At 73.0% G+C, this 24340-nt stretch carries 19 protein-coding genes; 6 read left to right on the plus strand and 13 right to left on the minus strand.

Annotated elements, in window-relative coordinates; all coding sequences use genetic code 11:
* Positions 1-9: 9 nt before the first annotated feature.
* From AC0693_RS15495 to AC0693_RS15525, 7 genes are all read right to left on the minus strand, one after another.
* The gene (locus tag AC0693_RS15495; protein WP_478802079.1) at positions 10-1080 is read right to left on the minus strand and encodes an AurF N-oxygenase family protein; all 1071 of its coding nucleotides are present in this window, start codon (positions 1078-1080) and stop codon (positions 10-12) included.
* A gap of 322 nt (positions 1081-1402) precedes the next feature.
* Positions 1403-2131 carry a TauD/TfdA family dioxygenase gene (locus tag AC0693_RS15500; protein ID WP_469334821.1) on the minus strand — a complete coding sequence of 243 codons (729 nt, stop codon included), beginning with the start codon at positions 2129-2131 and terminating at the stop codon, positions 1403-1405.
* A 767-nt stretch (positions 2132-2898) separates the two neighbouring features.
* A complete protein-coding gene (locus AC0693_RS15505) occupies positions 2899-5058 on the minus strand; it encodes a serine hydrolase (RefSeq protein WP_478802080.1) in 2160 nt (719 codons plus the stop codon).
* A gap of 788 nt (positions 5059-5846) precedes the next feature.
* Positions 5847-6218 (minus strand): hypothetical protein, encoded by a 372-nt coding sequence (locus AC0693_RS15510; protein ID WP_356410442.1) that lies wholly within the window; start codon positions 6216-6218, stop codon positions 5847-5849.
* A gap of 113 nt (positions 6219-6331) precedes the next feature.
* Positions 6332-6865, minus strand: a complete 534-nt coding sequence (locus tag AC0693_RS15515) for a GNAT family N-acetyltransferase (protein WP_469317278.1) — start codon at positions 6863-6865, stop codon at positions 6332-6334.
* A gap of 246 nt (positions 6866-7111) precedes the next feature.
* The gene (locus AC0693_RS15520) at positions 7112-8917 is read right to left on the minus strand and encodes an ABC transporter permease/substrate binding protein (protein ID WP_469334830.1); all 1806 of its coding nucleotides are present in this window, start codon (positions 8915-8917) and stop codon (positions 7112-7114) included.
* Complete coding sequence (locus tag AC0693_RS15525; RefSeq protein ID WP_469317311.1) at positions 8917-10008, minus strand: quaternary amine ABC transporter ATP-binding protein; 1092 nt, start codon at positions 10006-10008, stop codon at positions 8917-8919. The genes AC0693_RS15520 and AC0693_RS15525 overlap by 1 nt, the downstream gene beginning before the upstream one ends.
* A gap of 236 nt (positions 10009-10244) precedes the next feature.
* Here AC0693_RS15525 and AC0693_RS15530 point away from each other — a divergent pair, with 236 nt between their 5' ends.
* Positions 10245-10835 carry a VanZ family protein gene (locus AC0693_RS15530; RefSeq protein WP_356410454.1) on the plus strand — a complete coding sequence of 197 codons (591 nt, stop codon included), beginning with the start codon at positions 10245-10247 and terminating at the stop codon, positions 10833-10835.
* On the opposite strand, the gene AC0693_RS15535 is transcribed toward AC0693_RS15530, so the two are convergent.
* Positions 10813-11622, minus strand: coding sequence for a DeoR/GlpR family DNA-binding transcription regulator (locus tag AC0693_RS15535; RefSeq protein WP_468465623.1), 810 nt, complete (start codon positions 11620-11622; stop codon positions 10813-10815). The genes AC0693_RS15530 and AC0693_RS15535 overlap by 23 nt on opposite strands.
* A gap of 573 nt (positions 11623-12195) precedes the next feature.
* Between AC0693_RS15535 and AC0693_RS15540 the strand changes: the two genes are divergently transcribed.
* Genes AC0693_RS15540 through AC0693_RS15555 form a run of 4 tightly spaced genes read left to right on the plus strand, consistent with a single transcriptional unit; the run spans position 12196 to position 17496 of the window.
* The gene (locus tag AC0693_RS15540; RefSeq protein ID WP_478802242.1) at positions 12196-13722 is read left to right on the plus strand and encodes an NPCBM/NEW2 domain-containing protein; all 1527 of its coding nucleotides are present in this window, start codon (positions 12196-12198) and stop codon (positions 13720-13722) included.
* Between the two features lie 26 nt (positions 13723-13748).
* Positions 13749-14834 carry a substrate-binding domain-containing protein gene (locus AC0693_RS15545; protein WP_478802081.1) on the plus strand — a complete coding sequence of 362 codons (1086 nt, stop codon included), beginning with the start codon at positions 13749-13751 and terminating at the stop codon, positions 14832-14834.
* Positions 14831-16402: a sugar ABC transporter ATP-binding protein gene (locus AC0693_RS15550; protein WP_478802082.1), complete on the plus strand. Its 1572-nt coding sequence runs from the start codon at positions 14831-14833 to the stop codon at positions 16400-16402. Before AC0693_RS15545 ends, AC0693_RS15550 begins: the two co-directional genes overlap by 4 nt.
* Positions 16399-17496: an ABC transporter permease gene (locus AC0693_RS15555; protein WP_478802083.1), complete on the plus strand. Its 1098-nt coding sequence runs from the start codon at positions 16399-16401 to the stop codon at positions 17494-17496. The genes AC0693_RS15550 and AC0693_RS15555 overlap by 4 nt, the downstream gene beginning before the upstream one ends.
* An 18-nt stretch (positions 17497-17514) precedes the next feature.
* Here AC0693_RS15555 and AC0693_RS15560 read toward each other — a convergent pair whose 3' ends face one another.
* Positions 17515-18336: an endonuclease I family protein gene (locus AC0693_RS15560; RefSeq protein ID WP_468465628.1), complete on the minus strand. Its 822-nt coding sequence runs from the start codon at positions 18334-18336 to the stop codon at positions 17515-17517.
* A gap of 265 nt (positions 18337-18601) precedes the next feature.
* Here AC0693_RS15560 and AC0693_RS15565 point away from each other — a divergent pair, with 265 nt between their 5' ends.
* A complete protein-coding gene (locus AC0693_RS15565) occupies positions 18602-19168 on the plus strand; it encodes a DJ-1/PfpI family protein (protein ID WP_469317283.1) in 567 nt (188 codons plus the stop codon).
* Between the two features lie 19 nt (positions 19169-19187).
* On the opposite strand, the gene AC0693_RS15570 is transcribed toward AC0693_RS15565, so the two are convergent.
* The 4 genes from AC0693_RS15570 to AC0693_RS15585 form a co-directional block, all read right to left on the minus strand.
* Complete coding sequence (locus AC0693_RS15570) at positions 19188-20273, minus strand: DUF2330 domain-containing protein (protein WP_478802243.1); 1086 nt, start codon at positions 20271-20273, stop codon at positions 19188-19190.
* Between the two features lie 81 nt (positions 20274-20354).
* Positions 20355-21941 carry a hypothetical protein gene (locus AC0693_RS15575; RefSeq protein WP_478802084.1) on the minus strand — a complete coding sequence of 529 codons (1587 nt, stop codon included), beginning with the start codon at positions 21939-21941 and terminating at the stop codon, positions 20355-20357.
* 57 nt (positions 21942-21998) lie between these two features.
* Positions 21999-23060 (minus strand): metallophosphoesterase family protein, encoded by a 1062-nt coding sequence (locus AC0693_RS15580; protein WP_478802085.1) that lies wholly within the window; start codon positions 23058-23060, stop codon positions 21999-22001.
* Positions 23061-23393: 333 nt separating this feature from the next.
* On the minus strand, positions 23394-24227 hold the full coding sequence (locus AC0693_RS15585) for a hypothetical protein (RefSeq protein WP_478802086.1): 834 nt from the start codon (positions 24225-24227) through the stop codon (positions 23394-23396).
* Between the last annotated feature and the right edge of the window lie 113 nt (positions 24228-24340).

Genomic DNA, 24340 nt, shown 5'->3' on the forward strand with positions numbered 1-24340 from the left:
GGCGGGGCGTCAGCGGGCGACGTGGGACTTCGACCAGTCGAACTCGACGAGGTCCTGCACGCCCATCCGCTCGATGAGGGTGTGCAGTCCGGTGTAGTCGCGCACGAGGCGCTTGCGGCTCGTCTCGGCCTGGCAGTCGGCCAGCATCGCGTGACCGCCCTGCACCTCGGCGAGGTCCATGATCCGGTGCCAGGTGGTGTAGTCGGTGGCGACGAACGCCTCCAGCCCCTCGAAGAGCATGTCCCGGAAGAACGCGCCCTGTTCGGGGTCGAGCTTGTCGTGCACCATCTCGGCCAGGACGGCGGAGATCGACGCGTGGCAGTACTCGTCGCGGTTGTGGAGCTTGGCGGTGCTGCTGTTGACCGGCTGGATGTGCGGGTCGTCGGCCAGCAGGTCGAGGTAGGCGTTGATCGAGATCTCGGACACGGTCGCGAAGGCGAGCGTGGTCAGCGACTTCTGCCAGCGGTGGGCGGCCCCTTCGCGCAGCCGCAGGTGCTCGCGGGCCGTGTGCGAGATGGGCAGGTCGTTGTCGGGCATGGGCCGGCCGCGCCGACGGCGGGTCAGCGCGCTGGCGTTGAGGTGCATGAGCGTGTGGTACTGCTCGTCGACCATGGCCTGCGCCAGCGAGATGTTCAGCGCCTCGTCCTGGAGCATGGGGTACTCCCCCTCCATCACGAGGGCGAACGCCGGGTTGGCCACCTTCTGTTCGGCCATGATCGTGTGGCGGTTGTACGCGATCCACGCCCAGCTCATCAGCTCCGACTTCTTCGCCGGGTCCAGCGCCTGGTAGGTGGGGTGGTCGTGGAAGGGCAGGATGCCCTCGGGGTAGTCGGGCCGGTCCATCTCGAAGAGGTCGTCGAGGTCCGGCTCGTCGCGCTTCACCGTGGCCCGGCGGTGCCAGTTGTTGACCAGGCGGCGGATCACGGCGGTCTCGACCTGGTCGTCCGGGTTGTGGCGGGGCACGCCCTCGGGCAGTCCGCGCAGCTCCTCCGGCAGACCGGTGGGGAACTCCTCGGTGAACTCCTGCGGGGACCCGTCGTGCTGGTCCGGGAGCGGAACGTTCTGGGCGATGGTGGTCATGGTCCAGCCTTAGGGATCGGTGTTCCTGGGGGCGCGACGCGCGGGCGTCGCGCGGCGCGGCGGCCGTACCGGCGCGGGGCGGGTCGGCCTGCCGGCCGGGGCGCCGGGACGGGGTGGGGGCCGCCGCATCCGGGTCCCGCAGCCGGGCCGCCTCCGGCCGGGCCGCGCGGCCCGGGGGCGCGCGGGGCGGACCGGTGCGGATGGCCCGGCGGACGGGGCCCGGCGGTGGGCGTGGTCCGGCGGGGTACGGGCGGTCAGGGCGCGGTGGCGGTCAGTGCGGGATGGCTGCCATCGCGCGGGTGCCGCCGGTGCGCGGCGGCGGTCAGTGCGGTGCCGCGATCCAGTAGCGGGTCAGGTGCCGCTTGGCGTCGCGGTACGCGGAACGGGCGTGCACCATGCGCTGGTTGTCCCAGACGAGGACCGCGTCCTCGGGGATGAGGACGGACCGCTTCTGCTCCCGGAAGAACGCCTCGGCCTGCTCGGCGAGGTGGATTCCGAAGCTGCCGAGGGGCAGCTCCGCGGGATCGACGGTCGCGTCGACCGGCGGGTCGTACTGCCCGGTGGTGAGCAGGTTGTAGCTGAAACGGACGATCTCCCGGCCGCCTTCGGTGCGTTCGATCACGGGCCGGCGTACGCCTTCGGTCCCGACTCCACCGGTGTTGTGACCGACCCAGTCGATGTCGCGCTCGTAGAGGGCGGCCCGCTCCTGGGCGGGGAGCGAGTCCACGAACCGGCGCATGTCGGCCAGTTCGGTGTGCCCGCTGCCGCAGGTCGCCTGGACCCGGCAGTGCAGGGCCAGGTAGCTGGGCGTGGGGTTCCAGCCCGGGGCTTCCGTGTGGACGAGGATGGTGTTGACGCTCTTGGAGTAGCGGCGCTCCTCGAACCCGGGAGCCGCCTTCACCTGGTACCGCAGCGAGCCGTCGTACTGCGGGACGAGTTCACCGAAGGCGCTGAGCACTTCGGCGGCCTGCTCGTCCGTTTCAATGCCTGTGAGCAGAGTGCAACCCTGTTCCGCAAGTTCCCATGCGTGAAGATCAAGGGCCGTGGTCATGACGAACTCCCCCGAGAATCATTGACTTTGAGTTGCCTGGCGATCGGATCGCGATCGCGCCGGACTGCATCCCGGGTCGATATTCGAGCAGTGCGGCAAGCCTGGCAACGTTTCGCACAGTGAGATGGGTCACCGCCGCCACCTGCAACCGAAACGGCCATCACCGGCCCCGCAGCCTGCGATTGGCGCCCTTCGGACACTACGGGTCGTATACGGGACTGTCCGGATTACGGCGATCGAATGTCAGATTCCGCACCGCCGCGCGAGCCCGGCCGGCCGTCGCCGGATGCCGCGACGGCGGAGTCGTGGACGGCGCGGCGGCAGCGGGCGGGATGCGCGATGCGGCGCGCCGTGCCTTTGCCGTAGCGGAACGGTTGCAAACGGACGCCGGGATCGACCGCGGAGCGGGGGCCGTGGGGCGACGGGGCGGTGATCCACGGCTCGGGGGCGCCGCGCGCCCGGGTCGGCCCCCTGCCGGCCCCAACGGCCTCGTGCGCCTCACTCTGTCCGGATCTCGCCGTTCCACTTGGTCCCATGGGCTTGACCCGGCCACTCCCGCACCGTCCGCCCCGACGGCGCGGCCACCCCCTGTACACGCCCCCGCCCCGGTACTCCGTGGCGAAGGTCACCGCCCCCCCGGCGCCGAAGCCGGCCGAAGCGGAGGCGGGGCACCCGAAGCGGAGGGAAGGGCCGGAGCGGGGGCGCATGCGCGTGGGCCCCCGGCCGGGATCGGCTGGGGGCCCACGAACGGCCGAAGCGGTGCGGGATTACCTCAGGCGCAACAGCTTGGTCGTGAAGGAGGGCTCCGTGAGGTTCTCCTTGAGGACCAGGGGAACCGTCGTCGCCCCGGGGCCGTCACCGAGCACCAGTTCGCCGACCGGCGTTCCCGCCTTGGCCGCGCGCGGCAGCGCCTTGCCGCCCTCGGTGAGCGTCAGCCGTACGCTCTGGCCCGGGACGCCCGCCAGCTGGACGTCCCGGGTGGCCACGAGCGCGGTGCGCTTGCCGAGCCCGTCGTCCACATAGCCGACGACCTGCCCCTTCTTGACGGCCGCGGCGGCCGTCAGGGCGCCCCGTACCGACTCGATGATCTTCTTGCTGTTCTCCTTGACCAGGGCCAGGCTGTTGACGGCGTCCTTGTCGGGTGCGGGGGCGCGCTGCTCCAAGGTGGCCCCGAGGACCAACTGGTCCTTGCCGCCGACCGACTTGTACGCCGCCCACATCAGCGCGCCGCCCGCGGGCGTGCTGGACCCGGTCTTGATGCCCTTGATGTTGAGTCCGGACTGCAGCAGGCTGGCGTTGTTGTTCAGGAGCGCTGCCGGCAGGCCCGGGACAGGGGCGGTCGGCAGCGCCACGATCGCCCGGAACGCGTCGAACTGCATGACCGCCTCCGCCAGTTTGACCTGGTCCTCCGCCGTGCTCTTGGTACCGGCGTCCAGCCCGCTGGGGTCGGTGTAGGTGGTGTTCGTCATGCCGAGCGTCCGGGCGGCGGCGTTCATCTTCTCGACGAACGGGGCCTCCGAGTCGCTCCGTGCGTCCCAACGGGCCAGGAGGCGGGCCGCGTTGTTCGCCGACGGAACCATCAGCATCTTCAGCACGTCCTGCTCGCTGAACTTGGTTCCGACGCGCAGGCCCTCGACGCGCGACTCGTCCTCGGCCGCACCGTCCGCGACCGCCTTGGCGTCGATCTCGATCGGCGGGCCGGCCTCGTCCTTCTTCAACGGGTGCCCCGTGAGGATGACGTACGCCGTCATCACCTTGGCCACGCTGGCGATCGGGACGGGCTTCTGCTCCCCGAACGTGCCGACGGCGCCGGTCCCGACGACGCGGATCGCGCCCTGGCCGGCGGCGGGCCACGGGGCCGTGTAGCTCCCGTCGAAGGCGAAGGAGACCGCGGCGTCCCCGGTGGCCAGACGCGTCGGCGGCACCGGCCGCACGGTCTGCGCGACGACGGCCGCGCCGACCAGCACGAGCAGGACGGGCGTCCAGATCTTGAACCGCCGCGCGACGGTACGCGCGGCCGTCCCGGTCGGCGCGGGCGAGTTGGTGAGCTCCGCGAGCAGATCGAGGGCCGACCGCTCGGGGAGGGGGGTGGGAGCGGGGGCGGGGGTGGGTACCGGTGCTGGGGCGGGGGGTGCGGCCTTGGCCGGGGGTGCCGCCTTGGCCGGGGTGCGGGGGCTCGGTGCCGGGGGTGCCGTGGCCGCGGGGGTGCCCTCGTCGGCCGCGGATGCCGACGCCTTGTCCCCGTCCTTGGTGCCGGCCGGGAGCGCGGCTCGCGCGGGGGCGCCCTGTTCCTTGGTCCCGACACGGGGTGCGGGCTCCGCGGGGGCGCGGGAGGCCGGTGCTTCGGCCGTGGGCGCGTCCGGCTCGTCGTCCGGTGCGTCGTCCGGCGCGGTGGGCGGCGAGGCGGGGGCCGCGTTCTTGGCCCAGGTCGGCCTGGAGGCCGGTGCCGGGGGCTTCGCCCAGCTCGGGGCGGTGCGGGCCGCCGGTGCGTCGGCCGGTGCCGCGTCCGACTCCGGCGGCGCCTTGCGGGCGGGCCCGTCCCCGGACGCGGATTCGCCATCGCGCGACGGCTCCTCGTCCGTCGCGTCCGGTACGGACGTACCCCCGGCGGGAGCGCCCTCCTCGGCCCGCGCGAGCGACGCGCTGGGCTCCGGCTGGGGCTCGGCCTCAACCTCGGGCTCGGCCTCGGCCTCAACTTCGGGCACGGGCTCGGCCTCAACCTCGGGCTCGGCCTCGGCCTCAACTTCGGGCACGGGCTCGGCCTCAACCTCGGGCACGGGCTCGGCCTCAACCTCGGGCACGGGCTCGGCCTCAACCTCGGGCACGGGCTCGGCCTCGGGCTCCGGCACGGGCTCGACCTCGGGCATCGGCTCCAGCTCCGGCACAGCCTCGGGCTCGGGCTCGGGCTCGGGCTCGGGCTGCGGCACGGGCTCCGGCTCCGGCACGGCGGCGGAACGTTTCCGCGCGCCCGCATCCGCATCCGCATCCGCCTCGGCACCCGACGGGGAGGCAGGATCCGGCTCGGGCTCCGGCCCACGCGACGGAGCCGCCTGGGCAACTACCCGCGGGTCGACGGCAGTCCGAACCGCCGCTGCGCCGGTTGCCGACCTGGGGCCGTCAACGGACCGCGGGCCGACCGAAGCCCGTACGCCCGCCGAGCCGTCGGCGGACCGGGGGTCGGCCGGAGCGGATGCCGCCGCCTCATCCTCGTCAGCGGCGGACCCGGAGTCGGCGGGCACGGACTCCGCCCCCGCATCGCCCTCGCCCTCCGCATCCGCATCCGCATCCGCATCCGCATCATCGGACGCAATGTCGGTCGAGACAGCTTCGGACCGAGCCGGGTCCGGTTCCGAGGCGGGGTCGGGCTCAGGCTCACGCTCAGGGTCCGAGGCCTGGTCGGGCTCAGGCTCAGGGTCCGAGGCCGCGGCCGAGGTCGGCGCCGGGTCGGGGGTCGGGGTGGCCGCCGCTTTCGCGGCCGGGTCCTGCTCGCTCTTGGGCGTGTCGGGCGACTCGCCCGCCACTGGTACCGCCTTCATCCGTCGTGCCACCTAGCTTGTACCGGCCGGGACACCCGCCCGCCCTCTGTCTCGTGGTGTGGGTGACACCCCCGCGGAGGGCCACTCGATCATGTAGAGACCCGGGGGCTCCCAATGGTTCCCCGGAAAAGGGCACTGATGTCCGGATGTCCGGCTTTCTCCGGGCAGCGGCGGTCGGCCTACGACGGCCCCGTCCCCAGCCCCGGTACGAAGAGGTGGGCGGCGCGGTGCTCCGCCGCCAGCCAGGACGCCCCCGCGCCCAGCAGACCGGACGCCGTGGCGCGCTCCAGGGCCGCCCGGTGGTCGGAGCACGGTGCGCAGCCGGGGGTCCAGCGCGGGATGTGCTCCAGGTGCATGTTGGCGAGGTGCCGGGCCAGCCGGGTGCGCGAGACCCCGGCCGCCGCACCGGTTCCGGCCCCGTCCCGGGCCCCGTCGGCCGCCGCGTGGACGCGCTGCACGGCCCCGTAGAGCCGCACGCATTCGGCGCAGTCGGACATCCAGGCCGGGGTCGGCGGCCACTGGGTTGCGGGGCTGACGCCGTGGGCACTCATGGGCCCACCTTAGTTGCAGGTCACGGCCGGGCCGGTCGATGACCGGCACTCCCACCCCGCTGGCCTACGGCGTCCGGGGTGATCGTCCCGGACCGCAGGCGCGATCGGGCCGCTCAGGCGTCGTACTCGGTCAGGTCGATGGTGTGGACCTGGAGGAGGTGGCCGTAAACGGGGTGGTTCCCGTCGCGCTCCGAGACCATGCCGAGCTTGCGGATCACGTTCTCGGACTCGTCGTTGCCCGCCCGGTTGATGGCGATGACCCGGTCGAGGCCCCGGTCCTGGAGCGCGAACTCCAGCGTGGCGTGCGCGGCCTCGGAAGCGTAGCCCTGGCCCCAGAAGGGCCGGCCGAGCCGCCAGGTGATCTCCACCTCGTGCGCGAACTCGGGCAGCGCGTCCGGGACGGTCAGTCCGACGGCGCCGATCAGCTCTCCCGAGGCCAGCAGCTCGACGGCGAACAGGCCGAAGCCCTCGTCGTCCCACTCCTCCTCCCAGCGCTCGATGTCACCGGCGGTCTCGTCCAGGTCGCGGACGGACCCGTCGCCGATCCAGCGCATCACCTCCGGGTCGGCGTTGATCTCCGACAGCGGAACGAGGTCGTCGTCGTTCCAGCGGCGGAGGAGGAGTCGGGGGGTGCGGATCTCGGTCATGCCCTCATCCTGCCGAACGTCGCCGGTCAGGGGTAATCGGCCCCCCTGCGACGCGTCGCCTTCGGCAGCCCCGCTTCAGCGGGAACGGCCCCGGCCGACCGGCTCGTCGCGCAGGACGTGTGCCGGTCGGCCGGGGCCGCGAGGGGGCGGGGGGCGGATCCCCGCGGGCGGGTGCGCGCGCCGCGCCCCCGCTCAGGGGAACGGCGCCGGCACCCCCGCTCAGGGAACGGCGCCGGCACCCGCCGCTCAGTGCGCCGCGACCGCCGCCTTGCCGCCGATCTGCGGGTTCTCCTTCAGCCAGGCGCGCACGGCTTCCTGCTCCTTGCCCTTGCCCGTCTGCTGGATCTTCGCCTCCAGGCCGGTGAGCTGCGGCTCCGTCAGCTTGAAGTCGCGCAGCCACGAGGCCACCTCGGGCTCGTCGGCGGCGAAGCCCTTGCGGGCGAGGCTGTGGATGCCGTCGCCCTTGCCCCAGGCACCCTTGGGGTCCTCGAGCTTGGTCAGGTCGTACGAGGCGTAGGCCCAGTGCGGCGACCAGAGCACGACCGCGACGGGCTCCTTCTTGTCGTACGCCCGCTTGAGTTCGGCCAGCATGCCGGGGGTGGAGCCGTCGACGACCTGGTATTCGCCGTCGAGGCCGTACTCCTTGAGGATCTTGCTCTTGAGCAGTCCCATCGCGCCCGCGCTGGGCTCGATGCCGATGATGCGGCCCTTGAACCGGTCCCCCTTGCCCTTGAGGTCGGCGAGGGACCGGACGTCCTTCATGTACGAGGGAACGGACAGCTCCAGGGAGGTCGGCCCGTACCAGGAGCCGAGGTCGTCGAGCTTGTTGCCGTACTTCGCCCAGTACTCGGCCTGGGTGACCGGCAGCCAGCCGTCGGTCTGGAAGTCGACCTGGCCGCCCGCGAGGCCGGTGAAGAGCGCGCCCAGTTCGAGCTGGCGGGCCTCGACCTCGAAGCCGCGGCGCTCCAGGAGCTCCTTCCACAGGAACGTGGAGGCGATGCCCTCGTCCCACGGGATGTAGCCGATGCTCACCTTGCGGCCCTTGCCGACGTCGTCGGCCGCGGCGACGGTGGTCTCCCCCGGGCTGCCGAAGGCGTTCAGGCCGCCCGCGACCAGGGCCAGGACGACCGCGCCGGTGAGGGCGTAGGCGGGCTGGGGACGGTGGTTCCAGACCCGCTTCGGGCCGGTCGCCAGGGCGCGGGCCTTCGCGAGCGTGCGGCGGCCGAGCGGCGAGACGTGCCGGCCGAGCGCGCCGGTCATCCGGTCGAGGTACATGGCGAGGATGACGATGGAGATGCCCGCCTCGAAGCCGAGGCCGATGTCGATGTTGCCGATGGCGCGGTAGACGGCGCCGCCCAGGCCGCCGCCGCCGACCATGCCCGCGATCACGACCATGGACAGGCTCAGCATGATCACCTGGTTGATGCCCGCCATGATCGTGGGCAGCGCGAGGGGCAGCTGCACCTTGATCAGGGTGTTGCGCGGGGTGGTGCCGAAGGCGTCGGCGGCCTCGACGAGTTCGCCGTCGACCTGGCGGATGCCGAGTTCGGTCATCCGGACGCCGGGCGGCAGGGAGAAGACGATGGTGGCAATGATGCCGGGGACCACGCCGACACCGAAGAAGATGATGCCGGGGATCAGGTAGACCATGGCGGGCATGGTCTGCATGAAGTCCAGGACCGGGCGCAGGACGCCGCTCACGCGCGCGGAGCGCGAGGCCCAGATGCCCAGCGGGACCGCGATGACGAGGGTCACCAGGGTCGCGACGAGCACCAGGGACAGGGTGGACATCGCTTCGTCCCACAGCTCGACGGAGTCGATGAGCGCGAGGCCGGCGAAGGCGAGCAGCGCGGCGAGCAGGCCGCGCAGCCACCACGCGCCGACGGCGAGGATGCCGGCGAAGAGCAGCGGGTGCGGGAAGGACAGTACGGCGTCGAAGCCGTCGTAGAGGCCGGTGACGACGGTGGCGATCGCGTCGAACAGCCAGGAGAGGTGGCTCTGGAGGAAGTCGACCGCGTGGTCGACCCACACACCGAGGTGGAGGCGGGGCATCAGAGCGCCACCTCCTGCTTCTGGCGCGGGACGGCCGTACGGTCGCACCGCAGCGGCGCGCGCTGCTCGTCGCCGATGAAGGCGACCAGGCGGGACTGCGGTACGCGGCCCACGACGGCGCCGTCGGCGCCGGTGACGGCCACGGGGTGCGGCACCCGGGCGCTGACCGCGCACAGCTCGGCGAGCGGGGTGTCGGCGCTGACGGTGGGACAGTCGCAGGCGCGGTCCTCGGCGCCGCCGGGGCGGCCGGGAGCGGTCATCACGGCGTCCGCGGTGAGCACGCGGGAGCGGTCCACGTCCTGGATGAAGGAGGCGACGTAGTCGTCGGCGGGCCGCATGAGGATGTCCTCCGCGGTGCCCAGCTGGACGATCCGTCCGTTGCGCATCACGGCTATGGAGTCGCCGAGGCGCATCGCTTCGTTCAGGTCGTGGGTGATGAAGACGATGGTCTTCTTCAGCCGGGTCTGGATCTCCAGCAGCTGGTCCTGCATGTCGCGGCGGATCAGCGGGTCGAGCGCGCTGAAGGACTCGTCCATCAGCAGCAGGTCGGCGTCGGTGGCCAGGGCGCGGGCGAGGCCGACGCGCTGCTGCATGCCGCCGGAGAGTTCGTCGGGCCAGGAGCGCTCCCAGCCGGCCAGGCCGCACAGCTCCAGGGCCTCGGTGGCCCGGCGCTCGCGCTCGGCCCGGGGCACGCCCTGGACTTCGAGGCCGTAGGCGGCGTTCTCCAGGACGTCGCGGTGCGGGAACAGCGCGAAGTGCTGGAAGACCATGCTGATCTTGGTGGAGCGGACGTGGCGCAGGTCACCCGGGCTGAGCGCCGTGAGGTCCTGGCCGTCGTAGAGGACGCGTCCCGAGGTCGGTTCGAGGAGCCCGTTCAGCATCCGCAGCAAGGTGGACTTTCCGGATCCGGAGAGGCCCATGACGACGAAGATCTGGCCCGGCTCGACGCTGAAGGAGGCGTCGATCACCGCTGCCGTCGTTCCGTCGGCGCGCAGGTCGTCGCGGTCGGCGCCGGCCTCGAGGGACCGAACCGCCTCCTCGGGTCGTCTGCCGAACACCTTGTAGACGTGCTCGGTCTGGAGCCTGGACACATGTACCTCGCGGGTCGCAGTGAGCACGGCGCGGCGGTCCGGGGACCGGCGGCCGTGGAGCGATGCGGGATCCGCCCGCGTCGTCCCGGGCGGCAGACGGCACCGCCCGGGGTTCGCTCAAGGGGCGCAAATGCCCCGTCGGGGAATGAGCAAACACAAAGGTGATCCAGTTCACGTTTCGGGCGCGCACTTACAGGGGTCCGCGTCAACCGCGGCGCCAGGGGTAGGAGGGCGCCATGACACTGACCAGGAAGTGGAGTTGGGGCGGGAAGCCCCCGGCGGAAGTGCCCGAGGAGCCGCGCCGTCGCTCGACCCGGCATCTCATCATGCGGACAGCGTTGGTGTTGCTGGCTTTTGCGGCGATGGTCGCCTTCAGCGTGGTACTGGCCCGGCTCACCCTGGAGCCCTCGGCCGCCTCGGAGGGGCTGACGTACAGCAATGTGCACCCCGGCCGCTCGATCCGCGCGTACATCGACCGGGGCACGGTGCGCGAGGCGGCGCGCCAGCTCGGGGGGAACCTCCTCCTCGGTGTCCCGTTCGGCGTGCTGCTGCCCGTCCTGGTGCCGCGGGCCCGGGGGCTGGCGCGGGTCGCGGTCGCGACCGCGGCCGTCATGATCCTGGTGGAGCTGATCCAGGGCGCCCTGGTCACGGGCCGCGCCTTCGACATCGACGACGTGATCCTGAACACGTCCGGCGCGCTGCTCGGCTACCTGCTGCTCGGGCGCCGCCTCGGCCGGGCCGTCCACCCGCGCCGGCGGCACTGGTGGCACCGCTGGTACCCGCGGCCCGCCGAGGAGGCCGCGCTCAGCCCGCGGGATCCGAGGTAAGGACGATCTCCCCCACCCGCTCGGCGATGGCCGCCGCCTCGTCGGGCGGGAGCGCGTCGGTGACCAGGACGTCGATCTGGTCGAGGGTGGCGAAGGTGGTCAGCCCGACCATCGTCCACTTGGTGCGGTCGGCGAGCAGTACGGTCCGGCGCGCCGAGCGCAGGAAGGTCCGGTTGGTCTCGGCCTCGGCGAGGTTCGGGGTGGTCAGTCCGGTCGCGGTGCCGAGCCCGTGGCAGCCGACGAAGAGCAGGTCCACGTGCAGGGAGCGGATGGCGCGGTCGGCCACGGGCCCGACCAGCGCGTCCGAGGGCGTGCGGATGCCACCGGTGAGCAGCACCGTGGTGGCGCTCGCACCGCCGCCGAGCCGCGCGGCCTCGAAGACCTCCGCGGTCCGGATCGAGTTGGTGACCACGGTGAGTCCGGGGATTTCGGCCAGTTCCCGGGCCAGGGCGTGCGTCGTGGTCCCCGCGCAGAGCGCGACGGCCGATCCGGGGGCCACCAGCGCGGCCGCCGCCTTCGCGATGGAGTCCTTCGCCGCCCGCTCCCACTGCGACTTCGCGTCGAACCCCGGTTCGTGACTGCTGGGTTCACCGCCGAGCACCGCACCGCCGTGCACCTTCAGCAGCAGGCCCTCGCGGGCGAGGGCGTCCAGGTCGCGCCGGACGGTCATGTCCGAGACGTGCAGGGAGCGGGTCAGTTCGTTCACCCGGACCCCGCCCCGGCGGCGTACCTCCTCCAAGATGTGCGCGCGGCGCTGATGGGCCAGCAGACTGCCGGGGTCGGCCATCCTGCGGCTCCTCTCCCCCGGGGCGCGGCGCCCCGGTCCCCCGAGCATCGTGACGGCACGCTCCAGCGTCAACACGTTCCAACAAAGCGGCACGCGCCGGGTGTTGACCGCATGCGCACGCCTTATTGACATGCTCACGAAACGGCAGTGTGATGTGGGCCGTCCGGTTGGATTCCGTTCGATCCTGATGACTTGGACCCCGGGAACGCTCGGCACCTCCCGGTCGGCAGGGCCGTTTCCGCACATCCCGGCACGCCCCGCCACGTACTGGCACGTCTTCGCACACCTTCGCGCACCTCTCGCCCCCAGGAGCCGTCCGTGCACTCGTCGCCTACGCCGCCCTCCGCGCACTCGTCACGCCCCCCGCGCTCATTACGCCCCTTGCGCTCGTTACGTTCCGCACGCACCCCGCGCCCGTTGCGCGGCCGTACCCTCCGGCGCCTGACCGCGGCCCTCTCGGCCCTGCCGCTCCTGCTGCCCGCGGCGGGCGCAGCCGCGCTCGCCGGAGCCGTGGTGGTCACCGCCGCGACGCCCGCCGCCGCCCTGCCCGACGGCCAGGCGCTCGTGCCGCCCATGGGCTTCAACAACTGGAACTCCACCCACTGCCGGGCCGAGTTCAACGAGAGCATGGTCAAGGGCACAGCCGACCTGTTCGTCTCCAAAGGGCTGAAGGCCGCCGGCTACCAGTACGTCAACCTCGACGACTGCTGGGCGCTGCCCAACCGCAACACCCAGGGCGACCTGGTCCCCGACCCGGTCCGCTTCCCGAACGGCATCAAGGCCCTCGCCGACTACGTCCACGGCAAGGGGCTCAAGTTCGGCGTCTACACCAGCGCCGGCACCAAGACCTGCGACACGGCGGGCTTCCCGGGCGGCCTGGGCCACGAGCAGCAGGACGCCGACCTCTTCGCTTCCTTCGGCGTCGACTACCTCAAGTACGACAACTGCAACAACCAGGGCGTGGACGCCAAGAAGCGGTACACCGCCATGCGGGACGCGCTCAGGAACACGGGACGGCCCATCGTGTTCTCGCTGTGCGAATGGGGCCAGAACCAGCCCTGGAACTGGGGTGCCGACGTCGGCCACCTGTGGCGCACCACCGGCGACATCAGCGACAGCTGGTCCTCGATGATCGGCATCGCGCACGCCAACCAGGGTCTCGCGCCGTACGCCGGACCCGGCCACTGGAACGACCCCGACATGCTGGAGGTCGGCAACGGCGGCATGACCGCCACCGAGTACCGGACCCACTTCAGCCTCTGGTCGATGATGGCCGCCCCCCTCCTCATCGGCAGCGACCTGCGCACGGCCGGAGCGGAGACCCTCTCGATCCTCTCCAACACCGACGTCATCGCCGTCGACCAGGACCCGCTCGGGCGGCAGGGCACGGTGGTCTCCGCCAACGGCGGCCTGGTGATCATGGTCAAGGAACTGCAGAACGGCGACCGGGCCGTGTCCCTGACCAACGAGACCGGCTCCACGGCCACGGTGTCCACCACCCTGGACGCGCTGGGCATCGGGGGCCGCGCGCCGTACGCGCTCAAGGACCTGTGGACCAAGGCCACGTCGACGAGCAACGGCCCGGACCTGAGCGCCTCGGTCGCCCCGCACGCCACCACGGTCATGCGGATCACCCCCGGCGCCCTCCCGCTCCCGCCCGCGGGCACCTCTCAGCTCTCCGACCTGTCCTGGACCGGCGCCACCAGCGGGTGGGGGCCGGTGGAGAAGGACCGCAGCAACGGCGAGCAGGCCGCCGGTGACGGCCGCACGCTCACCATCGGTGCAGTGACGTACGCCAAGGGCCTCGGCGTGCACGCGGCCAGCACCGTCACCTACCACCTGGGCGGCCGGTGCAGCACGCTCACCGTGAACGTGGGCGTCGACGACGAGAAGAGCAGCAACGGCTCGGTGGTCTTCCAGATCTACCGGGACGGCGTCAAGGCCGCCGACAGCGGTCTGCTCACCACGGCCGACGCACCGCGCGGGCTGAGCGCCGATCTCAGCGGCGGCCAGACGCTGAAGCTCGTCGTGACCGACGGCGGCAACGGCATCAACTCCGACCACGCGGACTGGGCCGCTCCCCGGCTCACCTGCAACTGACCCTCGCTGCAAGGGATTCCATACGCATGCACACGCACCCCTCGCCCCGCACGACCCCGTCCCGCACACCCGCGTTCCGTACGGTCCACCGCGCCGCGGCGCTGACCGGCGCCCTCGCGCTCGCGCTCGGCCTGGGCGCCTGCTCGTCCGGCAAGCCGTCCGGCGGCGGCGGGGGAAAGGGCCCGGCCGACGGCCCGTTGTCCATCGCCTACCTCCAGAAGCAGGGAGACCAGGAGTACTTCGTCTCCGAGGCCGCCGGCGCGCGGCGCAGGGCCGACGAACTGGGCATCAGGCTCCGGGTGGTCAACCTCGGCAACGACGCGTCCAAGACCATCACGGAGGTGAAGTCGGCGGCCGCGCAGAAGAACCAGGGCATCATCATCGTGGTGCCGGAGTCGGCGGTCGGGCCGCAGGTGGTCGCCGAGGCGAGGAACGCCGGTATCGCGCTGCTCACTTCGGACGACCAGGTGTGCGCGAACGGTCCCCGGCCCGCGGACTGCGACAAGGCGAACCTGGTGCCGAGGGTGGGCTTCTCCGGCGTCCAGATGGGCAGCGAGGTCGGCAAACGGGCCGCCGCCGAGTTCCTGAAGGTGGGCTGGAGCGCCGCGGACACCCGGATCGTCTACGCCTGGAAGCAGGACACCACCGTCTGCACCGACCGGGTCAACGGCGCCAAGGCCGCGTGGAAGGAGGCCGGCGGCCCGGAGGTGCGGGCCGTCGAGGTCGGGACGGACAACACCCCGGCGGGCGCGCAGGCCAAGGTCGAGGCCACCGTGACCGCCAACCAGGGCGTACGGCACTGGGTGGTCATGGGCTGCAACGACGAGAACGTCTCGGGCGGGGTCAAGGGCCTCAACAACGCCGGGGTGAAGGGCGCCGACATCATCGGCATCGGCCTCGGCGCCTATCTGGCCTGCAAGGACTGGCAGGCGGGCGCCGACAACGGCATGAAGGCGGCGCTGTACATCCCCGGCGACGAGGTCGGGAAGCTGGCCGTCCAGGCCATGTACGACAAGCTCAAGAACGACAAGGAGTTCGCCCCGGAGTCCTTCGCACCGACCCGGATGGTCGACGCGGAGCACTGGAAAGACGCCGGGTTGAGCTGCGCATGAGCGGCGTCGACAAGGACGGGGCGGACGGGCTGCGCGTGACGGGCCTCGCCAAGAGTTACGGCGGCGGCGCGGTTCGGGCGCTGCTCGGGGTGGACCTGGACTTCCCCGCGGGCACCGTCACCGCCCTGATGGGCGAGAACGGCGCGGGCAAGTCCACCCTGCTCAAGATCGTCTGCGGCGACGAGGCCGCCGACTCCGGCACGGTGGCGCTCGACGGCCACCCGCTGCACCTGCACTCCCCCGCCGACGCCCGCGCGGCCGGGATCCGGCTCATCCCGCAGGAGCCGGAGATCGTCCCGCACCTCAGCGTCGCCGAGAACGTCTATCTCGGCGCCCTGCCGACCCGGGCCGGGCGCCGCTTCGACCGGGCGGGGCTGCGCCGGCGCCTGCGGGCGGACCTGCTGCGGATCGGCTTCGCCGAGGTGCTCGACGCCGACACACCCGGCGCCGATCTGACCGCCGCCCAGCGGCAGTTGGTGGAGATCCTGCGGGCCCTGACCGGGGAGGCGAGGGTCATCGCCTTCGACGAACCGACCTCCTCCCTGTCGGAGCACGAGGTGGCGGCCCTGTTCGCACTCATCCGCCGGCTCCGCTCGGACGGCCTGGCCGTGGTGTACGTGTCGCACCGGATGCGGGAGATCTTCCAACTCGCCGACCGGGTCGCCGTGTTGCGCGACGGTGCGCTGGTCGGCGTACGGGACGCGGCGGCCACCGACGAGAGCGAGATCGTCCGGATGATGGTCGGCCGGGACCTCTCGGCCCTCTTCGCCCGCCCGCACGTGGCCACGGACCGGGTCGTCCTGGACGTCCGGGACGTGTGCACCGAGGACGTGAGCGGGGTCAGCCTGCGGGTCCGGGCCGGGGAGGTGGTGGCGCTCGCCGGGCTCGTCGGCGCCGGACGCTCCGAACTCGCCCGGGCCCTGGTCGGCGACCTCCCGCTGCGCGGCGGGACGGTCGCGGTCGACGGACGCGCCGTGCGGCTGCGCCGCCCCTCCGACGCCGTGCGCGCCGGGATCGGCCTGGCTCCCGAGGAACGCAAGGCGCAGGCGCTCTTCATGGACCGCTCGGTCCGGGACAACACCACGCTGGTGATGCTGGGGCGGCTCAGCCGCCTGCGGTTCGTCCGCCGGGGCGCGGAGCGGCGCCTCGCGCGGGAGTTCACCGACCGGCTGCGGGTGCGCGCGCCCTCCATCGAGCACGAGGTGCGCGGGCTCTCCGGCGGCAATCAGCAGAAGGTGGTGCTCGCCCGCTGGCTGGCGCGCCGCCCGATGGTCCTCATCCTCGACGAACCGACGCGCGGCATCGACGTCGGTGCGAAGGCCGAGATCTACCGGATCATCGCGGACCTCGCCGGAGCCGGGGTGGCGCTGCTGGTGATCTCCTCCGAGCTGCCGGAGGTGCTGGGCCTGGCGGACCGGGTGCTGGTCATGCAGGGAGGCAGGATCACGGGCGAGCTGAGCCGCTCCGAAGCCACCGAGGAGCGGGTCCTCGCGCTGGCCATGGCCGACGACCTGACCCCGGGCGGCGGCGCGCACGACCGTACGCACGACAGCGGAGGACGGACATGAGGACGAGGACGGCTCCCCCCGAGGAACCGGGGAACCCGAACGGGCCACGGGCGGCCGCGGACCCCGAGAACCTTGAGAACCCCGAAGGCCCCGAGGCCGCCGGGGCCCGGCAGCCGGGCCGCGCGGCGGCCCGGCTCCGCGCCGTCGGGGGCCAGAACGCCGGGCTGATCGGCGGCCTGATCCTCGTGACGGCCCTCTTCGGGTCGCTCAACCCGGCTTACCTCACCTGGGCCAACATCAAGGTGATCGGCGACGCCGTGACCATCTCGGGGCTGCTGGCGCTGGTGCAGACGGTGGTGATCATCTGCGGCGCCCTGGACATCTCCGTCGGCTCGCAGGTCGGCGTCGCCTCCGTCGTCTCCGCCATGGTGTTCACCTCGACCGGCTCGCACGCACTGCTCGGCATCGCCGCGGCGCTCGGCGTGGGCCTGCTCGCCGGTCTCCTCAACGGTGCGGTGATCGTGTACGGCCGGATCAACCCGGTGATCGCCACGCTGGCCACCCTGGCCGTGTACAAGGGCGTCGCGCAGCTCTTGTCGAAGGGTGCGGCGCAGGGCTACGTCAGCAACGACGACGTCTTCGTGTTCCTGGCCAACGGCGCCATCGCCGGCGTGCCCGTGCTGCTGTGGGTGCTCGCCGCGGTGACCGCGTGCATCCACCTGCTGCTGAAGTACACGGACATCGGCCGCAACATCTACGCGATCGGCGGCAACGACACGGCGGCCCGGCTGGCCGGGATCCACATCAACAAGTACCTCATCGCGGTCTACGGCCTGGCCGGGGTCGTCGCCGCCGTCGCCGGGATCCTGCTGACCGCCCGCACCGGCTTCGGCCACCCCGTCTCGGGCAGCGAGGGCCTGGAGCTGAAGGCGATCACCGCCGCCGCCCTGGGCGGCTGCCTGCTCACCGGCGGCCGCGGCGGGGTCGGCGGCACCCTGCTGGCGATCACCCTGCTGGGAGCCCTGGACAACGGCCTGACCGTCGAGGGCGTCAACCCCTTCTGGCAGAACGTCGCCCAGGGCGCCTTGCTGGTCGCGGCCGTCGTCATCCAGAAACGACGCACGCACGAACGCCGCGTGGGCCTTCCCACCTGACGCCGCAGCCCATACCGGCTACCAGATCTGGGCGACCCATTCCGGGTGGTCGACGAACGGGTTGCGGTTGTGCTGGTAGGTGTCGAATATGACCTGGTTGCGGCGCTGCTCGAAGGCGTCCGGCGGGTCCTGCTGGCTCCACTGCTTCAGTACGCTGATCCGGCCGATCGCGGGGGCCGAGCCGTTGTTGACCAGGTCGTTGACTTCCAGGTTCGCGAAGCCGTCGCCGCCGTCGTAGCGGACCGCCATGTAGAGCAGCATCCGCGCGACGTCGCCCTTGACGGCGTCGCGCGGTTCGAAGGAGTCCGAGTCCGTGAAGCTGCCCGGGGCCTCGGCGACCGGGCTGCCGCCCTTGTCGAAGTCCTTGTTGCCGCGGGTGCTGTTGACCGTGACGTCCTCGGGGCGCAGGTGGTGCAGGTCGGTGCCCGGACCGGTGGCGGTGCCGAAGTCGCCGTGGCTCTTGGCCCACACGTGCTCGCGGTTCCAGTCGTTGGAGCCGCCGCCGTTGGTGGCCTTGGACTGCGAGCGGCCCGAGTAGACCAGGATCACGTTGTTGTGGTTGGCCGGGTCCTCGTCCGTCACCTTCAGGGCGTTCCACACCTGGTCGTAGGTGACCTTGGACTGGACCTTGATGATCTCGTGGAGCGCGCTCTTGAGCGCGGGGCCGGTCTTGCCCTCGGCGGAGGCGTAGTACGCGTCCACCGCGGTCGAACCCGCGAGGGGCACGGAGGCGGGAGCCGCCGGGGCGGGCCCCTGGCCCGCGGAAGCGGGGACGGGGGCGAACAGCAGGGCGGTCGCCGCGAGGCCTGCGGCCAGGGGCGCCAGGCGCGAGATTCTCATCACGTGGGGGGGTACCTCTCCACACGCACCGCTCCCGCCCGGGGAATTGGCGGGACATCAGGTGGCAGAGCGAGGTTCACATTGTCATGTGCCCAACAGATTAAGAACACATGTCGGGAGCCTGGACCTTGCCCGCGCCGCTCCGGGGCGGCGCGGGCGGGGCGCCGTCCGGGTGACGCCCCCTTGGCAGAACCCCGCCGCACGGGCACGGTGGCTCTGGCCCCCTCGGGGCCCCAGACCGTGACAGCCCCACCAGGAGCAGCCCATGGCAGTGAAGATCCTCATCGTGACCGGCGACGCGGCGGAGTCACTGGAAGTCATCTACCCCTACCAGCGCCTGCGCGAGGAGGGGTACGAGGTGCACGTCGCGGCCCCCAGCCGCAAGCAACTCCGGTTCGTGGTACACGACTTCGAGGAGGGCTTCGACACCTACACGGAGAAGCCCGGTTACTCCTGGCCGGCCGACCTCGCCTTCTCCGAGGTGGACCCGCAGGAGTACGCCGCCCTGGTCATCCCGGGCGGCCGGGCACCGGAGTACCTGCGCAACGACCCCGAGGTCCAGCGGATCGTGGCGGCCTTCACCGGCACCGACCGGCCGATCGCCCAGATCTGCCACGGCCCGCTGATTACCGCGGTCGGCGGCGGGCTCACGGGCCGCAGGGTGACCGCCTATCCGGCGCTGGCCCCGGACATGGCGGCCGCCGGAGCCGCCTTCGAGGACTCCGAGGCCGTCGTGGACGGCACCCTGGTCTCCGCCCGGGCGTGGCCCGACCACTCCGCGTGGATGCGGGAGTTCCTCACCGTGCTGCGCGGCAAGGCCCCCCTGGCCTGAGCCGGCGCCGGGGTTTCCGTCACGCCCGAGCCGGTACGCCGTCCAGCGCGCGGCGGCGTCGGCGGCGCAGCCGCAGGGCCACCGCGCCCGCCGCCACGAGGGCGGCCACCGCTGTCCCGACGGTCAGCAGCCACACGGGGATGCCGTCGCCCACCGTCAGCAGCCGGTCCCGGTAGATCACCCGGTGGTAGGGGGTGTCGGCGGCGGCCGCCCGCAGCTCGTGATCGCCCTCGATCCGGGCGGGCTGCGGGAACCGCTGCTCGATGGCGGTCAGGAACACCGGCTTGCCTTCGGTCAGTTCGGCCAGAGCGTGGTTCACCGCCCCGGCCTTCGGGTCGAGGCGGCCCGCGAAGGTCACCTCGGGGGCGGCGCCGCCGATCGAGGAGCGGGGTTCCATCCGGTGGTCGGCCAGGACGTACAGGCCGAGGGACTGGGCGGTCTTCGCCAGCCGGGACAGGCGCATCGGATACACCAGCCGGTCGCTGGCGAAACGGATCCGCAGCGGGTCCAGGTCTCCGCGCAGCGTCCGGCCCGGTTCCTTGGGCGCAAGACGCACCGCCACGTACTCCCACTTCTGGTCGACGTACGGCTTCAGTTCGGTGGCGAGGCCCTCGGGGAGTTCGAAACCGTTGTCCCGCAGCCAGCCGCGCAGCGCCTGCGGGTCGGTCGCCGTGAGGCGCGCGACGTCGAAGTCGCCGAGCTGTTCACGGCCGACCACCCCGACCTCGGGCGCCCCGGTGGAGGGCGCGGCGCCGGCGCCGTCCGACCGGCCGGAGCCGAACGGCCAGTCGCGGTCCCGGGGCCAGAAGTAGCCGCGCGTCCGGTGTTCGGGCCGGGTCAGCTCGGCCAGGTCGGCGAAGAGGTCGGGGTCGCCCAGCTGCACCGTCGCCCGGCCGGGCACCGGCATGACCCAGGCGGCCCGGTGCGCGTCCCCGCTGACGCTGAAGCGCATCACGATCTGTTCCGTGGCGCCGTCCCAGCGCACCACGGAACTCTCCCGGCCGACCCCGATCCGGGAGCGCGCGTCGGGGATCATGGCCCCGCAACCGCAGGCGTAGGCCGGGCTGATCAGCGAGCCGAGCTGGGTCGCGAGCAGGGCGAGCAGCACCGCGAGAATTCTTCGTTTCCTCCACACGGGGTCTCAGACGGCGCCCGGCGCGATCCGGTTCCGACCCCGCCGCACCGGCTACGCCCCCGGGCTCCGCGGGGTCACCGGGACGGCCGCCGCGAGCAGTCCCGCCCCCGGGAAGTACAGGCGGTCCAGGAGCCCGCGCCGCGGCCACCGGGCGGCCCGGTGGAAGCACAGGTCGCTGGGGGTCGGCGAATCCCGCAGGTCGGCGGCGTGCGCACCCTCCGCAAGGGTGGTCACGGCGGCGCGCAGGGGGTCCGCCGAGCCCGCCCACTCCGCGACCGGGACGGGGCGGGTCCAGGCCTCCCCCGAGTTGGGGAACATCCAGTGCGCGGCCTGGGCCAGGTGCCGGGCGGCGTCCGCGCTCGCGGCGGCCCGGCGCGCCAGCCGGGCCAGGGTCAGCAGGAACACCGGCAACGACTCGGCCAGGAAGGTGAGTTCGGGATACGTCCGCAACTGGCCGGGATCGGTGGGAACGGACACGACCGCGCCCCAGGCGCCGCTCTCCTGATCGACGCGGACCTGTGCGAGGGCGGAGCTGCGGGCGTAGTCGACGCGCGCCAGGGGCCAATAGGAACCGTCACCGCCCATCATCCGGTGCGTTTCGGGGTCGACGGCGTGCGCCTCGTCGGCCTCGGCGCCGGGCAGCAGGCGCAGCGGCGCCAGCCCGGCCATCCGTACGCCGCCGATCGCGCGCAGCACCGTACGGATCTCCTCCGGCACCGGCACCTCCCACGCGTCCATCGCGGCGTCGGTACAGCCCTCGTCGAGGCGCACGACCTCCGGGAACTCCACTGCCAGGAACCGCAGTTCACGGACGGCCCGGCTCGCGGCATCGGCGGGCACCGCGTGGCGGCGGACGGGGCGGCCTAGGAAGTCGCCGCTCACCACGCTGCGCAGCAGCAGGGCACGGCCGTTCCCGGCGAGGCGGTACTGGACCTCGCTGCTCCCGGTGTCGGCCGTGTTGAAGAGGGTGGAGAAGTACGGCTCCCAGCCGATCCCGCACGGGTAGCCGGGGAGGTCGCGCAGGTCGGCGACATCGGTGAGCGAGTCGCCGCGCCCGACGAGCGCGGCGAGTTCCGCGTCGGGGCCCTCGGCCGCCTCGACGGTGGGCCGGACGGGGACGAAGAACGGGGGCTCGGGCCGGTCGTCCGGGTCCGCGCCGTCGGCGAGGCGGGTGGCCAGGCCGGTCAGCCAGCCGGTGAAGCCGGGCGCCTCGACGGTGATCTCCTGCTCGCCCCAGGTGTGGACGGCGAGCACCGGACCCCAGTCGGCGTGAGCGGCTTCCTTCCCCTCGGGCACGCCTACGATCAACGATCCCTCACCGACGTCCAGTTCACCGATGGTCCAGTACCCGTCCGTGAAATGCGGTGTGCCGTGCGGGCCGAACTCGAAGCGCTCACCGTCCACTTCGAGTCCGCCCGTCTCCCGCAGGACGGTCCGGACGGCCTCGGGGACCGTCACGGGCCAGGCGTCGACATCGGCGTCCCGGAAACCGTCGAGCAGGACCACTTCGCCGGGGCGTGCGGCGGCCAGCGCGCGCAGCGCCGCGAGCGCGGCGTGTCCGTCCGCGGGCGCGGCGCCCGCCTCCGCTCCCGCGATCACCGTCGTCTCCCGTACCGCGCCCTGCCCGTCGTCCGCCATGGCCCCGCCTCGCTCCCGCCGTCACCCCTGGTCGGGTGATCGTCCGCGCGGCCGAGCCTACCCAAGGGCCTTTCCCGGGAGGGCCGCGCGGTCAGCCGCCCCGCACACCATGAACTCGGACCGGCCCAGCTCACCGGCCACCTCGCGGGCCAGCCGGACGAGCCGGAGCGGGTCGTCGCCGGCCGGTCCGGACACGGTCCACACGACGGCCCCCGCGGTCCCCGCCGCCGCTGCGGGCCGGGCCGCGACGTCGGCGAAGCGGGCCCGGATGTCCGCCTCGGCGGTTGCGGCGCGGCCCAGGTGCAGCGGTTCGTAGCGCACGGGGGCCGTGTCGACGTCGCTCGCGGTCAGGGCGCCCCCGGCGATCAGCAGCTCGGTGTAGCCGCGGCCGCCGTGCTCGGCGGGGCCGCGCCCGTGGACGTTGCCCGGGTACACGGCGAAGACACCGGGGGCGGGCCTCATCCGGTGGTGCACGTGTCCCAGGGCCCAGTAGTCGTAGCCCGCGTCCGCCAGCGCCCGTACGGTGGTCGGGGCGCACCTCCTGCGGCTCCACGCGCCGTGCAGACTGGTGTGCATCACGCCGACGTTGACCAGCCCCCGGACGGGTCGCGGATAGCCGGCCGCGATGTCGCGCAGGTCGTCCGCCTCCGCGATGGACTGGCCGTGGACGGCGATCCCGAGGTGCTCCCAGCGCACGGTTTCCGGCGCGTCCGGGCCCGGCCAGCGCACCGAGGGCGGCAGGTGCAGTTTCTCCGGCAGCGGTGACGCGGCGTCGTGGTTGCCGGAGACGACGACGGTCACCAGGCCCTCGTCGTGGAAGCGCCCCAGCGCGTCCTGGAAGGCGCTCAGCGCGGCGGCGTCGCCGTGGTGCCGGTCGAAGACGTCCCCGGCGACGAGGACGCCGTCGTAGCGGCCCTCGGCTATGCGGCGCACCATCGCGCGCAAGGCGTCGTACGGGGCCTGCGCGGGGTCGATCGCCGGGGCGCCGGGGTGGTGCTCCAGCCCGCGCAGCGGCGATCCGATGTGCAGGTCGGCGAGGTGCGCCAGCCGTATGCCGCCCGGCGGGACGCCCGCAGGAGCGGCCGCCTCCCGCGGGGACGGCGTCGCTCGCGGCCCCACGACGCGGCCCGCACTCGGCGGACCGGCGGTGTCTTCCGCGCGTCCCGCGACCGGAAGGGACCCTGACCGGGCGGGGGCCGGCACGAACCGGGATGTCATGTTCACCAGCATGCCGAAACGGGCGGCCCGGCGGCAGCCCCGCGGTCGGATCCAGGACACCGGGAGGGCGGCCCCGCGGCGCACCGCGACGACGGCCGCCGCCCCGGCCGGGCGTACGGCGGGCGGGCCCGGACGACCCGCCCGCACGCGCGGCTCCGGCCGACCCGGCAGGTGGGGCGGGGCGGATGGCGGTCCGCCGGATCCCCGGGCGCGCCCCCGCGCTGCGGCACCGGGTCACCGGCCCCGGTGGTGGCGGCCCAGGACGAGGTCCGTCTTAAACGCGTTGCGCTCCAGCAGCCAGCCCTCGTCGCGCAGTGCGCCCATCAGGTCGGCGCGCAGCCGCACGGCCTCCGCGAAGGTCTCGGCCTTGGCGGTGACCTCGGTGAACCAGGTCTCCCGGCCCTGCGCGTCGCGGAGCGGGGTGACCTGCATCTCCAGGGTGTGGCCGAGGATCTCGCCGGGGTAGTTGGTCTGCCGGACGGGACCGTGGATCAGCGGGTCGGCGGCGACGGCCTCCGCCCAGCCGGCGGGTTTGGCGGGCCACTTCCGCATTTTGCCGGGCAGCCGGTCGAGGGCGATGGCCCGGCAGGCGACCGGATCGGGCAGCGCGCCGGGGGCGAGGCCCGGGGCGGGCTCGCGCTTCTTGTTGGAGAAGTCGAGCGTGGCGCGCGAATAGCTGAGGTTGACCTGCGGGTCGTAGTTGGTGTCGCGGCAGTCGAAGCTGTGCGCGTTGGCCAGGTCGAGGGCCGCTTCGACCGCGGCGCGGTCGGTTCCGTCGCCCGCGATGGCGAAACGGGTCTTGTAGGTCAGCCGCAGCCGGTCCTCGGCGCCGTCGTGCCGGAACCGGATGATCCACCCCTGCCCGGCGAAGCTCAGCTCCGCGTCGTCCATGTACTGGGTGACCTCGAAGCCGCTGGAGCGCCCGAGGCAGAGCGCGCCGGCGGCCCGCTCCAGCGGCACGCCGTCGGCTCCCAGGATCCGGCGGGGGTCGACCAGCAGCTTGACCTGGTAGGTCGGTGCGGCATTGGGCGCGGTCGTCACCAACGGCGCCCACACGGCTGTCCCCACCACCGACCCCCTCGCACCCGAACCCTCGCCCGGACCCGCGTCCCGGCCCGCAAACGTCGTCCGACCTTACGGGGTCCCCGGAGCGGACGCACACGACATCGCTCCGGATCCGC

It is taken from the genome of Streptomyces sp. NPDC043876 (assembly GCF_056435825.1).

Excerpts from the sequence above, each read along its gene's own strand:
- AC0693_RS15495 (WP_478802079.1), bottom strand. The coding sequence starts at position 1,080 with ATGACCACCATCGCCCAGAACGTTCCGCTCCCGGACCAGCACGACGGG.
- AC0693_RS15500 (WP_469334821.1), bottom strand. The coding sequence starts at position 2,131 with ATGACCACGGCCCTTGATCTTCACGCATGGGAACTTGCGGAACAGGGT.
- AC0693_RS15510 (WP_356410442.1), bottom strand. The coding sequence starts at position 6,218 with ATGAGTGCCCACGGCGTCAGCCCCGCAACCCAGTGGCCGCCGACCCCG.
- AC0693_RS15515 (WP_469317278.1), bottom strand. The coding sequence starts at position 6,865 with ATGACCGAGATCCGCACCCCCCGACTCCTCCTCCGCCGCTGGAACGAC.
- AC0693_RS15520 (WP_469334830.1), bottom strand. The coding sequence starts at position 8,917 with ATGCCCCGCCTCCACCTCGGTGTGTGGGTCGACCACGCGGTCGACTTC.
- AC0693_RS15530 (WP_356410454.1), top strand. The coding sequence starts at position 10,245 with ATGACACTGACCAGGAAGTGGAGTTGGGGCGGGAAGCCCCCGGCGGAA.
- AC0693_RS15535 (WP_468465623.1), bottom strand. The coding sequence starts at position 11,622 with ATGGCCGACCCCGGCAGTCTGCTGGCCCATCAGCGCCGCGCGCACATC.
- AC0693_RS15540 (WP_478802242.1), top strand. The coding sequence starts at position 12,196 with ATGGGCTTCAACAACTGGAACTCCACCCACTGCCGGGCCGAGTTCAAC.
- AC0693_RS15545 (WP_478802081.1), top strand. The coding sequence starts at position 13,749 with ATGCACACGCACCCCTCGCCCCGCACGACCCCGTCCCGCACACCCGCG.
- AC0693_RS15550 (WP_478802082.1), top strand. The coding sequence starts at position 14,831 with ATGAGCGGCGTCGACAAGGACGGGGCGGACGGGCTGCGCGTGACGGGC.
- AC0693_RS15555 (WP_478802083.1), top strand. The coding sequence starts at position 16,399 with ATGAGGACGAGGACGGCTCCCCCCGAGGAACCGGGGAACCCGAACGGG.
- AC0693_RS15560 (WP_468465628.1), bottom strand. The coding sequence starts at position 18,336 with ATGAGAATCTCGCGCCTGGCGCCCCTGGCCGCAGGCCTCGCGGCGACC.
- AC0693_RS15565 (WP_469317283.1), top strand. The coding sequence starts at position 18,602 with ATGGCAGTGAAGATCCTCATCGTGACCGGCGACGCGGCGGAGTCACTG.
- AC0693_RS15575 (WP_478802084.1), bottom strand. The coding sequence starts at position 21,941 with ATGGCGGACGACGGGCAGGGCGCGGTACGGGAGACGACGGTGATCGCG.